The sequence below is a fragment of the Pueribacillus sp. YX66 genome (assembly GCF_041725775.1).
Lineage (GTDB): Bacteria > Bacillota > Bacilli > Bacillales > UBA6769 > Pueribacillus.
Genome location: NZ_JBEUEL010000023.1, coordinates 1 through 15921 on the forward strand (window position 1 = coordinate 1; position 15921 = coordinate 15921).

Sequence of the window (15921 nt, forward strand, 5' to 3'; positions counted from 1 at the left end):
TAGGAAGATTATTTAAATCAATTAGCTAATCCCATTTTCCCCGTGTTATTTCGTTAGGTTCTTGCTTTTTAGAACGTGACGAAATAACACGGAAACCAAGCGATAGCGCGGTAGCCTAAAAAGCGTACAAAATAGAGTGCTGAAAATATTGGTGTAAAAGAACAACCGAGAATAACTTGACACATACTGGACAAATCTCGTGATTGACAGGATTCCTAGTATTGATATCGTTCGCTTTTCGACGTCTGGAACAGAAGCGATACAAACTGCATTAAGAGGCGCGCGTGTTTTTACTGGTCGAAATTTAATTATGAAAATGGATGGCTCATATCATGGTTCTGGTGACATTGCAGAATACGATTCATTCGTTTCTCCTGTAAGGAAGGGGTTATCTCCACATATCGATAAAGAAGTTGTCATCGGTTATTTTAATGATGAACGTACATTTCAAATCATTGACCAATATAAAGATCAGCTTGCGGCTGTAATTGTTGAAGGTGTAATGGGGGCTGCAGGAATTATTCCACCTGAAAATGGATTTCTAAATCAATTACAAGAAAAGTGTCGACAATATGGGATTGTATTTATACTTGATGAAGTGATTAGTTTTCGATTGGCAAATGCAGGGGCTCAAGAAATTTACGGATTGGAACCAGATATCACAACGCTCGGAAAGGTTGTTGGTGGTGGAATGGCCGTCGGTGCATTTGGGGGAAGAGCTGATATTATGAGTGTGTTTAACCCTTCGAAGCCAAATGCTGTTCACCATTCAGGAACATTTGCAGGCACTCCAATTGCTGCGGCAGCTGGCATCGCAATGTTGAAAAAATATCAAGGAGAAACAATTATACACTTAAATGAAAAAGGCAATCAGTTTGCTGAAGATTTAAAAGATTTAATTTATGAATATAACCTGCCTCTAACAGTAACACATATCGGCTCGCTTTTAAATTTACATGCGATTGATACTCCGATAAAAACAGTCGATGATGTAAGACGTGGAAATCAAACTGTTTTGCAAGCCATTCAATTAGCGATGCTAAATGAAGGAGTATTTTTTCCTAAAAGAGGGATGATGAGTTTATCGACAGCAATAACTACTGATGAATTTGAATTTGTACTTGCTATGTTTGACAGAGTGTTTAAAAAATATTCAATGTTTATCGAATGATCATAAAATAAGCCGTTTGCTATAGCTACGGCTTATTTTACATTCATAATGCAAAAGAGTACTGTTTAAAAAGTTGTTGAAGTTGATTTTGGACGGAAAATCCTAATTCTTTTTCAATATATTTTGTATATCTTTCGGCAACGCTTTTAGCTTGTAAAAATAAATTTGATTTTAAAAGTCGTTCAATATAATCCAAATAAACGACATCTTGATAAGGATCTACTGCCAATAGTTTTTCAAAATACTCAATTCCGAGTTTATAATTGTTAGGATTCCAGTATAAATGCGCTACTTGTTTTAATACATCTAAATATTGTGCACGTAATTTTTTGCGTTCAACTTCTAGGAAATCTGCATACGGATATTCTTCAAAATAATCTCCTTTGTATAAGGATTCAGCTTTTAACAAATTCTTCGTTCGGGTTGCTAAAGAATCTGTTTTATCGTGAATGAAGTGCGTAAATTTATCAACGTCTAAATATAATAAAGTACTGTTAAACCGATAATGGTTTTTTGATTGCGTAATGTACGTTGATAACCGACCAGATTTTATATTGGGTTCTAAAGCTTTTCGCAATGTGGACAACGCAACATAAAAGTTTTTATTGATCGAATCTAAAGAATGATTTGGAAAAAGTAAATCTAGCAAAAAGTCTTTATTTAAATTTTGATTTCGACACGTAATCAAAATTTGTAATAACTGTAAACTTGATGACCGGGTTAAATTAACAGGCTTATCGTTTAACAATATTTTAAATTGCCCGAGGGTTTCTATCCTTAATGACACGGTATTTTCTTGGTTGACGACTAGTTTAGGCTTCTTGTCGTGCAGTTTTTCAATGAAGATACGATAATTGTTTTCTTGACTGATTTTAAGCAAACGCTTTCGTAATTTCTCAGCTTTTACGCTATCCTTTTTATTCAAGCTTATTTTTAGTTGCAAATATAAAACGACACAGCGATAGTAGGAGAAATGTTTGTAAACGGAGTATGCGTTGTTTAAGTAACTTTCCGCTTGTTCCCATTGCTCCAGTCTCATATAATTTTTACTTAACTCAACATAAGCTTCTCCGACATCAAGATCATTTCCATAATGTAACGCATGACGTAGTGCTTTTTCAGCCCATTTAATCGATTGGACATAGTCTTGTTTATAACGTAAATATTTACTCATGCTACAATAGGAAAAAGTTTTTCCAGTATCATCTTCGTCAGATTGTTGTCTTAATTCAATCGCTTGTTTTAAAAAAGGCTCAGCTTCTTTAAAGTTATTTTTTTCAAGGTAAATAGCTGATAACAACCAAAGAGAATAGGTTTGATAATAATGATATTGAAATTTTTCGGAGTAAAATAAGGCTTTTTTTACATAATAAATCGCTTCATCGTAGTTGCCTGAAAAAATTAATGTTTCAGCTATTCCTAGATGATTTAAAATCATTTTGTCATGAAGATTAATTTGCATACTCACTTCCAAGGAATCTCGATAAATTTGTTTTGCTTCGTGAATGTCGCCTTTATAAATAAAAATGGTCGCTAACCGATATTGTGAATGAGCCACCAAAGAAAGTTGGTTGTTTTTTTTATATTTATTAATGTCATTTCTCATCGTTGGGATGAGTTGTTCTAAGATTGATAGTGGGATGCAACGAATAAGAAAAACATCAAAATCATGTGAAAACAAATTAGCATTTCCTGATTCTAAACAACGAGTAAGCAAAGTTAAAAAATCAGACGGATTGTAACGGCTCTCAGTAATCCGAATCATACGGGTCGCTTGAAAGTAATCTTTTCCTGCAACATAGTGGACAAATGCGGGAAGATATAAAGACATTTCTTCATAAATATGAGCGAGTTTTATATGTTCTTTATTAATGTTTTTAGCATATTTCATTTTCTTTGTTAATTTGCTATATAAAAACTCTCGTAGCGGTTGCGGATAATGATAAAAGTGTTCTTTGTCTTTATACACGATTTGACCGTCTGCAAAAAGTGTTTCTAGTATTTCTTCAGAATCATTTATTTTTAAATATTTATTTATTGCTGACGGATGCAGTTCTGTCAATATAGAAGAGTGAACTAAAAAAGATTGTATTTGTTCACTTTGTGAATGAAATATATCGTTAAAATGAGACAAGTTTTGATTTATTAATTTTAACAATCTCACCATCCCCTGTCCAAAGAGCGGCGAACGATGCTTTAACCGCTATTGATTAAAATCATAATACCTAAATTTTTAAAACTATTCAATTAAATTTTATTAAAAAATAATATACATTGAAAAATTGTTAGAATTCAGTTACCTTCCAGTTTTAATATAAAAATGAATCTATTCAAAGTTACATTCGTTGATTTTGAATCGATATATTTATTATGAAAGGAATGATATTTATGAACATCGTAGTTTTAGGTGGGGCAGCACATATGGCTCAACCTGCTGTAAAGTATTTAGTAGAAAAAGAAGAAATTAATAATATTGTTTTAGCTGATCTTCACTTCTCAAAAGTAGAGAAAATAGCGAACAGATTAGGTTCTAAAGTTCAGCCTCAAGCTGTGGATGTGAACAAGAGAGAACAGTTAGCCAATACGATTAAAGGAGCAGATTTAGTCCTAAATTTTATTGGTCCGTATTTCAAATTTGGAACAAAAATATTAGAAACTGTCATTGATGCAGGTATCCATTATATTGATATATGTGACGATCATGATACAACATTAGAAGCATTAGCATTGAATGAACGAGCAATAGAAAAGGGAGTGACAGCACTCATCGGCATGGGGGCTTCTCCTGGAATTACGAATGTTTTAGCGCGTCTTGCATCAGATGAATTGGATCATGTAGAGGAAATAAATACATATTGGTTAGTAGGAAAATCAGAACTTGGTGGTTTTGGGGCAATGATCCATATGTTTCACATCATTGATGGTAAGGTGCCAATTTTTAAAGATGGAGAACTTCAATATATACCAGCATTTCGAAAAGAATCATCAAGGACGATTGATTTTGGCGAACTAGTTGGTGAAGTTACTTTATATCCGGTTGGACATCCAGAACCTGTTACATTGTCACAATCTATACGAGGGGTTAAAACTGTTACAAATTATGGGGGCTTACTACCTGATTATTTAAACTCTCTTTACAAAACTTTAGTTGACTTTGGTTTGACAAGTGAAGAATCGATTTTTTTTAGAAATGAAAAAGTTTCTCCACTAGAATTTCTACTAGCCTATTTTCAACATAAGCAAGAAAAAAATCCAAGTTATTTTTCGGTTGGAAAAAAGCCATTAGGAGCATCACGTATCGAAGTAATAGGCGTAAAAAATGGGGAGCGGGCTAGCTATACGTTTACAAAGGCTGGGCACTATACAATGGCAAACAGCACATCTTTACCAACAGCTGTGGCTGCCTATTTAATGTTAAAAGGTGAGATAACTGAAAAAGGTGTGATTCCACCTGAATCTATTAATCCGAAAAAAATACTTTTACCGTTAAAAGATACTGAATTTTTTTCAGATGCAAGAACTTTTCAACTAAAACAAAAATTAGGAAATCAAACATTTTCTGCCCAACTTTTTGATACAGAGTTGTTTGACGAGATTTAATGGTGTACGGACATATTATCGAAAATAGTTAATGATGTAAAAATTAATTACTTTTTAAAAGTCATATTAAAAAACTCGTTGACATATATAAACTATTCGGTTACAATTTACTCATAATTTAAAAATATTTTTAAACACTACCTAAGATTGACAACAATTCATCACCCGAATTGTTTCTCAACTGTAAGCTAGTGGATGGCATACTAATAGAGATTAGATTCTCTCTACGTATGTCATTTACTGGCTTTTTTTGTTTTTCTGGGTTATTTACAAAATCTTAAAACGGCAAATCATGTTTTAGGAAAATATTTAAGTGTTACGCTAAGGAGGTGAAGAGTTAGAAGACTATATTTATCTTATTGCTAAATAAATGAAAGCGTATTCGAAATGATTTAATAAGGGGGATAATAATGTTTTCGAAGAGAAGAAGCTTAGGATTAATGATGTTTTTGTTAAGTATTTTACTCATTGCATGTGGAAGTAATGACAAGAATGAAAGCGCTTCGAGTAGTGAGGGGAAAAAAGATTCAGATGAATTTTACGAAATTAATATAAATAACTGGGCCACATCGACACACCATTATGCGTATAACGTTTATGAGCCTTGGAAAGAACTTGTAGAAGAAAAAACGGACGGAAGAGTAAAGGTAAATATTTATCACGGTGCTTCTCTTGGTAAATCTTCTTCTGTTTACCAAGATGTAAAAGGTGGATTGTACGAAGTTAGTTTATTAGTTACAAACTACTTCTATGATACAAACTTCTTTCCATATACAATCGGAAACTTGCCATTTGCTTTTGAGAGCTCGGAAGCAGCGTCAAAAATTATGAAGGAATTTGGCGAAAAATATGCGAACGATGATTTAAAAGATATTATTGTTATGGATCCGACTGCAACTGACGCATATGATTTATTCTCAACTAAGCCAGTAAAAGCAGTTGAAGATATGAAAAACATGAAAATACGTGCAAGTGGTAAAAGTGAAACTGAACTTGCTAAATCTCTCGGCGGTGTACCAGTAACATTAACGACTGACGATACTTATGAAGGTCTCCAAAAGAAACAAGTTGATACGACTTTTTACACACCGATCGGATCAGTTGGGATGAAATTTTTCGAACCAGCACCATACATTACGAAGCTTAATGTTTCAGTAACGCCAATGATCCCTGTCATGAATAAAGATTTTTACGAAAAGCTACCAGATGATTTGAAAAAGTTGTTTGACGAGGAACTAAATCCAGCATTGTCTGAACTGTTCACGAAAAGTTATGAAACAGAGCTCGAAAAATCTTACGAGCAATTGGAAAAAGAATTAGCTAGCCGTGGGGAGATTATTACGATACCAGATAAGGAATTACAACGTTTTAAACAAGCAGGTAAAGTATCTTGGGACGAATGGATAGAAGATGCAAATAAAAAAGGTTATCCTGGTCAAGAAATGGTTGACGAATTATTTAAAATGATGGAAGAAGAGGGATTACCAACTCCATTTTAGTTGTATAAGAGCTTCTAATCCTTGTTGGGGTTAGAAGCTTCTACTTTTAATAGAATTGAGGTATTTAACATGATTATTAAGACAATTAACTTTTTGACGAATGTAACAAAAGGAATCGCATTGACTGTAATGGCTTTTATGATGTTTTTTGTCGCATTTGCTGTAATCAGTAGGCTGATTTACGAACCAATATTAGGTGATGTAGAAATTGTTCAATTAGGAATGGTTGTACTTATCATGTGTGGACTTGCTTACACCCAACGTGTCGATGGTCATATTTCTATCGGGATCATAGTCGATAAAATGCCATACAAAGGACAGAAAATCCTTGATGTTATAGCAAGTCTATTAAATGTTATCGTAACATTTGTTATCAGTTTTATTTTTATAAGTGTGTTTTTAAATCATAAAAATGAAATGCAACTCAGCACGAGTCTACTGGAAATTCCATACTACCCGTTTGACTTTGTTATTATTCTTGGATTTACAATGTGGGGATTACAAGCCCTGTTAAAAATGATTAACTCTTTTGTTGAATTATTTTCACCAAATTATGAGTAGAAAGAGAGGTACAATAAGATGCCGTATGAACTAGTTGGTCTATGTGGTTTAATTTTAATGTTTATTTTAATGTTTTTAAGAATACCTATTGCGATATCAATGGCGATTCCTGCATTTCTTGGAATTTTATATCTAAAAGATTGGGAAACGCTAAAAACGGCAGTAGAAACAATTGTTTGGGATCATAGTTTTAGTTACACGTTAAGTACAATACCGATGTTTGTGCTAATGGGAGAGTTGCTATACGTCAGTGGCATCAGTACTGAGTTATTTGCTACGTTTCGAACTTGGCTCAGTCGGTTAAGAGGTGGGCTGGGTATGGCGACAGTAGGATCTTCAGCTTTATTTGCTGCGGCATCAGGATCAAGTTTAGCGAATACCGCCACAATGGGTGTCATCGCTTCAAAAGAAATGCTGCGCTTCGGATACAATAAATCACTCATCGGAGGTTCAATTGTTGCAGGAGGTACTTTAGGGCCGTTAATTCCTCCAAGTACTCTTTTTATCATTTATGGAATGATGACAGAACAATCGATTGGTCAATTGTTAATTGCAGGAATTATTCCAGGAATAATCTTAATGTTACTTTACTTTTTAACAATTTATATAATTGCTTTAATTAAACCAAACTATGCTCCTGCAGTAACTGAAAAAGTTACCTGGACGGAACGCTTTAATTCATTAAAATCAACAATTTGGGTAATTGTACTGTTTTTCATCGTTATTGGCGGTATGTATTTAGGAATTTTCAACCCAACTGAAGCGGCTGGGATTGGGGCTTTTGCTACTTTTATAATTACGCTAATAAGAAGAAAATTAACGTTTAAAACGTTTATTGGGGCGATGTCAAGCACATTAAGGACAACAGGTTTTTTATTTGCGATTATTATTATGGCGTTTCTATTAAACTATTTCTTTACAATAACTAAAATCCCGTTGCTTTTAGCAGATTTTCTTAACGGTTTATCATTACCACACTATGCGCTTTTTGCTGTAATTATTTTAATGTATTTGTTCCTTGGTGCAATCATGGATGCACTTGCGATGGTTGTAGTTACAATTCCAATCATTTTACCACTCATGTCAGTGATGGGAATGGATCTCATTTGGTTTGGGGTAATTATCGTTCTTGTTATTGAATTAGCTATGATGACTCCTCCTATAGGGATGAATGTTTTTGTACTTAGAGGGGCTGCCCCAGAATTATCTTTAGATGAAATTTTTAAAGGTTCGTTTATTTTTATTATTCCAATCATCGTTTTGATTGTGATTCTATATCTATTCCCTCAACTGGCACTTTATTTACCAAGTAATATGTATTAAAAAATATTGTATGGAGCGTGTTCTGAAATGAATGAAGGTATCAATCGACCTTGGCACAAATTTTATACAGAAAAAAATAAAAGTGTATTTAAAATCCCAAACTTGTCATTATATCAAATGTTGGAAGAAACAGTTCAAAAATATCCAAATTCAACAGCGATTATCTATGAAGGAGAAACAGTTACATACCAAACTTTAAAAGATAAAATAGATCGTTTAGCAAATGCTTGGAAGCAATTGGGTATCAAGAAAAGCGAGCGGATAGGCTTAATGCTCGGTAACCACCCTGATTATATTATTTGTTATTACGCTGCACAGATGCTTGGAGCAACGGTTGTTCAGGTAAATCCAAAATATACACCAAGGGAATTACTAGAAATTATTAATGATGCTGGAATCCAGTTTATTGTGGCATCAGCAACAAATTGTTATTTATTAAGAGAAGTTGAAAAGGAGGTTCAGTTTCAATTCGTTTTTTTGTCAAACAATGATAGTGTTAGGCAAAATAACGCTTCATTATCAAGTCCGACTTATTCAATTGATAAACTAATTCACGATTTTTCTTTACTTGAAAATTATGAAGAGATTAATATTACCGAAGATATCGCTGTTATTCAATATACCGGAGGCACGACGGGAAAAGTAAAAGGTGCTATGCTTACGCATTACAATTTGCTTGCGAACGTCGTCCAAAGTTATTCGATGTATAATGAGCGACTTGAAGATGGAAAAGAAACTACTTTACTCGCAACACCGTTGTATCACGTTTATGCAATGACAGCAGGTATGAATCTATCTATTTTTTCTGGACATACATTATTAGTTGTTTCTACATTTGATGTAGACAAAGTACTTTTATTAATTAAAAAGTATCGTCCAACTTTTTTTCCTGGTGTACCTACGATGTATAATGCATTTGTAAATCATCCACATGTGCATAAATACGGGTTAGACAGTTTTAAAGTCTGTTCTAGTGGTTCCGCACCGTTACCTCCTGATATTTTACATCGTTTTGAGAAGACTTCAGGCGTTTCCATTTTGGAAGGATTTGGAATGTCAGAAACGTCACCAACCTCTCATCGAAGTCCAATTAATGCACCACGTAAAATTGGAAGTGTTGGTATACCAGTACCATTAACAGATAGCAAAGTTGTAGATAATAGTGGTAATGAAGTAGAAGTTGGTGTAACTGGCGAATTAATTATTAAAGGCCCTCAGGTGATGAAGGGCTACTGGAATAAGCCACGAGAAACTAAAGAAGTGCTTCATAACGGATGGCTTTACACTGGTGATCTCGCAACAATGGATAGGGATGGTTATTTCTATATCGTTGGTCGAAAAAAAGAAATGATTATTTCAGGAGGGTTTAATATTTATCCTCAAGAAGTTGAAGGGGTTCTTTATGATCATCCAGCTGTTAAAGAAGCAGCAGTTATCGGAATTCCACACAAGTATAGTGGTGAACAGGTAAAAGCGTTTGTTGTTTTAAAAGAAGGTAAAACAATTACTGAGGAGGAATTATTAAATCATTGTTATAAGCATTTAACACGTTACAAAGTTCCGAAACAATTTGAAGTTCGCAAATCACTTCCAAGAAATACAGTAGGAAAATTGTTAAAACGAGTTCTTATAGAAGAAGAGCGAAATAAATAAAAGAGGGATAAAATCAACCTCTTTTATTTATTCTTAATTTTTTTGATACAACCGCAAAAGCTTTCTCGTCCATTTATCAGAAGTTTTTCTGATTTATTTTCCATCAATCTGAATAATCGGCATTACTTCTGAATTTGTGCTAGATAAAATGACTTTGTCATCTGCCTGAAGTTCTTTTTAACGTAATGGTTTCTTACATACGAAATTTGATTTGTTTCACAACCGTGTAATTCCATTTAAGATAATTACGAATATTTGATGAACCCCCTTCCGTCACTACCCCATTTCGGTGTAAGATAGCCTCATACTAGAATTTTTTATTTCTTGTGTAACAAGAAGGTTGGGCAATAAATGCATAGCGAATCCAGCGTGTATTGTTGTACCCCATCTTGGGTTCATTCGTATGGGCTTTAACGATTGAGGTGTCATAATTTCAGGAAAGGCATGTGCTTAACGCTGAGATTCCTCTCGTGTTATCTGCATTTAAAAAAGATCTAGTTTATTGTCGTATATTAAATGTTGAATTTAGTCTTTTACGATAAATAAATTTTAATTTTTCTGCACCGTCATATAATCTATGAATATGCTCCTGTAATTGAGTAAGTTCTTGATAAAGGTCAACGTTAATTTTCGTTCCGTTGTACGATGTTTATTGTTTTATAATAATGTAGTTCATGTTACAAATTAATGTCGAGTCCGCGGTCTCGTTCATTTTCATGTTCTACAATCTTGAACAGTATTTGTTTGTTGGTACGTTTTATTCTCACGATATCAAAAGGGAACGTAGTTGCTTGTGATACGAGTTCATCATCTGCTGGGTCTTTAAATTTATACATGACATGTATGGAGTCGCCCCAATCTTCGACAAATAAAATTTCAACTTCATAACCGCTCGTTGGTTGTTCTCCCCTTGAGACGACAATATAATAATCATCATCGTTAGGGAGAACGTATGTCGCTTTCTCGCGATTTTTATATTCAATCGTGGCTTTCACATCTTCAGGTGTATCATCAAGAGTGACACGTTCAAAAGGAATGTCGTCAATCTTTTCTGTGCTTTGTATACTTTTTGATGGATCAGTTCCACAACTTGTTAATATAAATAGTCCAAGGATACTTAGACTAATTTTTTTGAGTAATCTACCCATTTTCATGTTCCTTTCTTGTTATACTATCTTTAACCTAATTGATTTCAAAATGCTTTTCAAGATAAACATGTTACAATAGTTTGAGGAACAGCTGCTTTTACATATTAACTCTTGATCTTGTGAAAACACGATTTAAACGAGAAAACAGCAATATGATTAACAACTAAAATGTGTGTTCAAAGAGAACCGAGAGGCAAAAGATTTATTTAAGCGATTATAGTGGAAAAACTGAAAACACTGAACGGTTTACATTTTATTTGCCTCTAGACTTTTTGAGCTTTTTAAAGGGGAACTTGTATGGATCTAGAGTTATTGAGACAGGCATTAACTGAAGAAAATATAAAAGACTTTTTAGAACAATACCGTGCACTTGGTCCACTTCCGGGTATTCTATTACCGTTTTTAGAGGCGTTATTGCCTTTTTTGCCGTTATTCATTTTTGTTGCAGGAAATGCGCTTGTATACGGATTTTTGCTCGGTTTTCTTTACTCATGGATCGGTGCTAGTTTAGGCTCAATTTTTGTTTTTTTCATTATTCGTAAGTTTGCAAGACATCGTTTGATTAAGTATGCTGTAAAATATGAAAAGTTACAATCAACAATGAATTGGTTTGAACGACGAGGTTTTGGTGCTGTGTTCCTTCTTTATTGTTTTCCGTTTACACCTTCAGCATTAGTAAACGTTGTTGCAGGTTTTTCACAGATGAACCCGATTAGTTTTATCTTAGCTGTTTCGATGGGGAAGATGGTTATGATTTTAATCGTTTCTTACATTGGACATGATTTCTTCGGGTTGTTAAAAAGTCCAGTGGAACTAATTATCGTTTGTTCATTGACTTTTTTACTTTGGGTTGGTGGTAAGTTTTTAGAAATTAAGCTGAAAGATAAAAGTGTTCAACAAAAAGTGAAGAAAAGTGCAGAATAATGTAGTCATTGATTTGCTTTTTAGAGTGAAGGGGTCGCGGTTTACGTTCCGCTAGCACCATTCGGTCGTTCAAATGATAACGTAAATCCGCGTAAACTGGTCACTTGTTTCTTTTCATGTGTTTACATAACCTCAAGCTATATTCAATTTTTTATCCTCGGCAATGTTTTCAGCATTTCAATTTTATTTTGAAGTCGAAAGATTAGGAATCTATATATCATCTACTTATCGTGTGACTTCCATCCATAAACTCCACTTCTAGACTTCAATCATTAAAAAAGACTTTTATCAGTTAGTAACAGTCTGTTATAAAGCATCTCGTAAAAAATCGCAATTTACTCGTGAGAAACACTGCTGTTAGAAGTCTTGATATAGGTTAAAATGCTCATAAGGGCTTTATTTTGTCCCGTTTGTATATCGTTAAATAAAAGGGGGAAATGCGATGAATATAAGAAAATGGAATCAATTTGGCTTTCTATTTATGCTTATGCTTATGTTGTTTGCATGTAGCAAGGAGCAGACACCGGAAGATGCAGCTTCACTGTATGTTGAATCATGGAATGAACTAAATTTTGAAAAGATGTATGATCAGCTGTCTGAAGAGACGAAGGAATCGCTCGACAAAGAGACATTTATTGAGCGGTATGAAGTCATTTATGATGGTGTTCGACTGATGAACTTACAAGTAGAACTACACGTGCCTGAAGAAGGAATTAAACCTTCTGAAAATGGAGAAGCAGTAGCTGAATATGAAATTGTTATGGAAACAATCGCCGGTGAACTTTCATTTGAACATAACTTTTCATTAGTAAAAGAAATGATCGATGATGATGAACGTTGGGGTATTGAATGGGATCCATCCATGATTTTTCCATCTATGGTAGAGGGGGATAAAGTTCGTGTTGATTCGTTGCAAGCGAAGCGGGGGGAAATTGTCGATCGCAATGGCAAAGGGTTAGCAGTTAATGGCAAAGCATTAAGCATTGGGATTGTTCCTGAACGACTTCCTGAAGATGAAACGAGCGCATTTGAAAAAATGGCAGAGATTTTAAATCTTCCATTGAAAACAATTGAAGAGAAACGAAATGCTTCGTGGGTTAAGCCTGATACGTTTGTGCCAATGACGATGATTTCGAAAGAAGATGATCGACTTGATAGCTTACTCGATATTGAAGGTGTCACATACATGGAAACCGATGCGCGTATTTACCCACTTAAAGATGCGGCAGCTCATTTAATCGGATATGTTCAAGAGGTGAACGCCGAAGAACTTGAAGAGTTGAAGGATAAGGGCTACCAATCAGGAGATCAAATTGGGAAAAATGGTCTTGAAAAAGTGTTTGAAGATAAGTTAAGAGGAAAAGATGGGGGACGTATTTACATAATGGACGAGGATGGAATCGAAAAAGAAGAGATTGCGAGCCAAGAGCCAGTCCATGGAGAAACATTGACGTTAACGATCGATAGCAATATTCAAAAGCTAGCTTTTAACGAACTTGAAGGCGAAGCTGGAACTACAGCGGCGATACATCCGCAAACTGGTGAAGTGTTAGCCCTCGTTAACAGCCCTTCTTATGATCCGAACTTGTTCGTCCTCGGAATCTCGAACGAACAGTGGGAAGCATTAAATGAAGATCCAGCCAAGCCATTATTAAATCGTTTTACTAGTACGTATGCACCCGGCTCAGTCTTTAAGCCAATTACTGGAGCGATTGCGTTAGATACTGGTTCAATTGATAAAAATACCTCGATTGATGTCAATGGATTAAAATGGCAAGAAGATGACTCATGGGGGGATTACTTCATTACTCGAGTGACCGATCCGGGGAAATCTGTCGATTTTCAGACAGCCATGGTTTTATCAGATAACATTTATTTCGCGCAAGCAGCATTAAAAACAGGGAAAAAGCAATTCGTTGACTATGCTAAACAATTTGGCTTTGATGAGGCGCTGCCATTTGAGTATCCGATCAAAACTTCCAAAATAATAGAAGGATCCTTTGAAAATGATATCCAACTTGCAGACTCCGGATACGGACAAGGAAAAGTGCAAATGAGCATTTTGCATACTGCGATTGCATATACACCGTTTCTCAATGACGGAAATTTACTGAAACCAACCCTTTTGAAACGTGATGAAAGTTCCGAAACAGATGTCTGGAAAAAGGACGTAATCAAAAAAGAAACAGCTTCATTCATTAACAACACATTGATTCAAGTTGTCGCTGATCCAAATGGAACAGGGTCTGAGGCCAAGATTTCTGGAAAACAAATAGCTGGTAAAACAGGAACTTCAGAATTGAAAAAAAGTAAAGATGAAACAGGTCAGGAAAATGGATTCTTCATTGCGTATGATAGTGACATTCCAGAGTTACTTATTGCAATGCTCATTGAAAATGTTGAAGAACGCGGTGGAAGTAAGCTCGTCGTACCAAAAGTAAAGAAGTTATTTACGGAACTTACCGCAAATTAATCGATTATGATTTTTGATAGACAGGCAATGTTACTTCTACAACGGTTCCTTCATGTTCTTTACTTGAAATATGAAGTGAGCCGTTGTGGTCTTTTACAATTTTTTTACAAATCATTAATCCTAACCCTGTTCCTCTTTCTTTCGTACTATAAAAGGGTTCTCCCAATTTTGGCAATCGTTCTGGAGGAATTCCAATTCCGTTATCACGGAACGTAATGTGGATTTCATTTTTTTTAGGTATTTTTTCACATGTAATTGAAATTTTTCCGTTTTTATCAATTGCTTCAAAAGAGTTTTTAATAATGTTTATAAATAGTTGTTTCAGTTTATCTTGTTCACACTCAATGATTATGTTTTTATTAGAAAAGGTAATGGAAAAATCAATGTTATTCATAATGGCTTGAGTTTTTAAAAGAGAGAATAGATCATTCATGAGTTCATTAAGATTTGATACATTAAATTGTTTAACTTCAGGTTTTGCTAAAATTAATAAATCACCGACAATTTTGTCGATTCGGTCTAATTCTGCGATCATTACATCTGCATATTCGTTATTATGTTCTTCTTTTAACAATTGGGTAAAGCCTTTAATCGCAGTTAGCGGATTGCGTATTTCATGAGCAATTCCAGCTGCTAAATGTCCGACGACAGATAGTTTTTCTGCTTGTTGAAGCTTTTCTTCTGTCAGTTTTCGGTCTGTGATGTCGCGAATAATTAATTGCTTCCTTTTTTTACCGTGTTGTACCATCGATATAAGTTTCATATCGATAAGTCGAATGCCGTTATCAAGACGAATTAAAGATGTTTCAATAAAATCTGAAGCATCTTCGTATAAATCGTTGTTAATAATAAAATTTCTAATTTTTTCATGATCCTCTTTTGGTGTAAATTGATAGATTGTTTTCCCGATAATTTCAGTAGTACTCGTTGCACCAAAAAGTTTTTTTCCTGTTTCGTTCATATACGTGAACGTTCCTTCTTTCGTAATAATTCCGATTGTATCATGAGAGTTCTCAACGAGCCGACGATACTTTTCAGTGCTTTCATTTAATTCGGTTTCGGCGACTTTTCTAGCTGTAATGTCACGTGATATGCATAAAACGAGATCATCTTCCTCATCAGTGAAATCATTCATCGGCTGCATAATCGTTTCAATCCAAATATAGTCGCCTTCTTTTCTGCGAATTCGACTACTTAAGTATTTATGAAAATAGTACTCTGTGTTATGAGTGGCTAACTGGTCGATATCGTCAGGATGCATGAAATCAGCAGGTGTTTTTCCAACAAGCTCTTCTGGTTTATACCCGAGCGAAATGAATGTTGATGGAGAAGCATATACGATGGAACCGCTCCGAGTATGTAAAGAGATGATGTCAGTCGAATGTTGTAAAATTCGTTCCGTTAAAAAGTGTTCATTGAAATAAGCAGATTTTTGATTCATTATAAAAAATCTCCCTTTGCTTTCTTTCAACAACTAGTAGTCGTCCCACGTTAGTATAATCGATACGATCACAATTTTAAATACCGATTAGTATACTTATCAAAACAAGACATGTTTTTATATAGATT

11 protein-coding genes are annotated in these 15921 nt (G+C 34.5%); 8 read left to right on the forward strand and 3 right to left on the reverse strand.

All coding sequences use genetic code 11. From position 1 onward, the window contains the following. Nucleotides 1–199 precede the first annotated feature (199 nt). Nucleotides 200–1171: an aspartate aminotransferase family protein gene (locus ABU914_RS10780; protein WP_379669736.1), complete on the forward strand. Its 972-nt coding sequence runs from the start codon at nt 200–202 to the stop codon at nt 1169–1171. A gap of 43 nt (nt 1172–1214) precedes the next feature. Here the strand turns inward: ABU914_RS10780 and ABU914_RS10785 are convergent, their stop codons facing one another. Then, entirely contained in the window at nt 1215–3329 is a 2115-nt protein-coding gene (locus ABU914_RS10785; RefSeq protein ID WP_379669737.1) for an AfsR/SARP family transcriptional regulator, read from the reverse strand. A gap of 230 nt (nt 3330–3559) precedes the next feature. On the opposite strand from ABU914_RS10785, the gene ABU914_RS10790 reads away from it, so the two are divergent. The 5 genes from ABU914_RS10790 (at nt 3560) to ABU914_RS10810 (ending at nt 9807) form a co-directional block, all read left to right on the forward strand. After that, nucleotides 3560–4771, forward strand: a complete 1212-nt coding sequence (locus tag ABU914_RS10790; RefSeq protein ID WP_379669738.1) for a saccharopine dehydrogenase family protein — start codon at nt 3560–3562, stop codon at nt 4769–4771. A 410-nt stretch (nt 4772–5181) separates the two neighbouring features. Beyond that, nucleotides 5182–6270, forward strand: a complete 1089-nt coding sequence (locus tag ABU914_RS10795; RefSeq protein WP_379669739.1) for a TRAP transporter substrate-binding protein — start codon at nt 5182–5184, stop codon at nt 6268–6270. A gap of 69 nt (nt 6271–6339) precedes the next feature. Further along, nucleotides 6340–6831 (forward strand): TRAP transporter small permease, encoded by a 492-nt coding sequence (locus ABU914_RS10800; protein ID WP_379669740.1) that lies wholly within the window; start codon nt 6340–6342, stop codon nt 6829–6831. A gap of 18 nt (nt 6832–6849) precedes the next feature. Next, the gene (locus ABU914_RS10805) at nt 6850–8154 is read left to right on the forward strand and encodes a TRAP transporter large permease (RefSeq protein WP_379669741.1); all 1305 of its coding nucleotides are present in this window, start codon (nt 6850–6852) and stop codon (nt 8152–8154) included. Nucleotides 8155–8181: 27 nt separating this feature from the next. After that, on the forward strand, nt 8182–9807 hold the full coding sequence (locus ABU914_RS10810; protein ID WP_379669742.1) for a long-chain-fatty-acid--CoA ligase: 1626 nt from the start codon (nt 8182–8184) through the stop codon (nt 9805–9807). 677 nt (nt 9808–10484) lie between these two features. On the opposite strand, the gene ABU914_RS10815 is transcribed toward ABU914_RS10810, so the two are convergent. Then, nucleotides 10485–10955 (reverse strand): protease complex subunit PrcB family protein, encoded by a 471-nt coding sequence (locus ABU914_RS10815; protein WP_379669743.1) that lies wholly within the window; start codon nt 10953–10955, stop codon nt 10485–10487. 297 nt (nt 10956–11252) lie between these two features. Here ABU914_RS10815 and ABU914_RS10820 point away from each other — a divergent pair, with 297 nt between their 5' ends. Beyond that, complete coding sequence (locus ABU914_RS10820; protein WP_379669744.1) at nt 11253–11879, forward strand: TVP38/TMEM64 family protein; 627 nt, start codon at nt 11253–11255, stop codon at nt 11877–11879. A gap of 442 nt (nt 11880–12321) precedes the next feature. Then, nucleotides 12322–14352 (forward strand): penicillin-binding transpeptidase domain-containing protein, encoded by a 2031-nt coding sequence (locus ABU914_RS10825; RefSeq protein WP_379669745.1) that lies wholly within the window; start codon nt 12322–12324, stop codon nt 14350–14352. A gap of 4 nt (nt 14353–14356) precedes the next feature. On the opposite strand, the gene ABU914_RS10830 is transcribed toward ABU914_RS10825, so the two are convergent. Further along, a complete protein-coding gene (locus ABU914_RS10830) occupies nt 14357–15793 on the reverse strand; it encodes a PAS domain S-box protein (protein ID WP_379669746.1) in 1437 nt (478 codons plus the stop codon). Between the last annotated feature and the right edge of the window lie 128 nt (nt 15794–15921).

Coding starts and splice junctions, on each gene's coding strand:
- ABU914_RS10790 (WP_379669738.1), top strand. CDS start 3,560: ATGAACATCGTAGTTTTAGGTGGGGCAGCACATATGGCTCAACCTGCT.
- ABU914_RS10795 (WP_379669739.1), top strand. CDS start 5,182: ATGTTTTCGAAGAGAAGAAGCTTAGGATTAATGATGTTTTTGTTAAGT.
- ABU914_RS10800 (WP_379669740.1), top strand. CDS start 6,340: ATGATTATTAAGACAATTAACTTTTTGACGAATGTAACAAAAGGAATC.
- ABU914_RS10805 (WP_379669741.1), top strand. CDS start 6,850: ATGCCGTATGAACTAGTTGGTCTATGTGGTTTAATTTTAATGTTTATT.
- ABU914_RS10810 (WP_379669742.1), top strand. CDS start 8,182: ATGAATGAAGGTATCAATCGACCTTGGCACAAATTTTATACAGAAAAA.
- ABU914_RS10815 (WP_379669743.1), bottom strand. CDS start 10,955: ATGGGTAGATTACTCAAAAAAATTAGTCTAAGTATCCTTGGACTATTT.
- ABU914_RS10820 (WP_379669744.1), top strand. CDS start 11,253: ATGGATCTAGAGTTATTGAGACAGGCATTAACTGAAGAAAATATAAAA.
- ABU914_RS10825 (WP_379669745.1), top strand. CDS start 12,322: ATGAATATAAGAAAATGGAATCAATTTGGCTTTCTATTTATGCTTATG.
- ABU914_RS10830 (WP_379669746.1), bottom strand. CDS start 15,793: ATGAATCAAAAATCTGCTTATTTCAATGAACACTTTTTAACGGAACGA.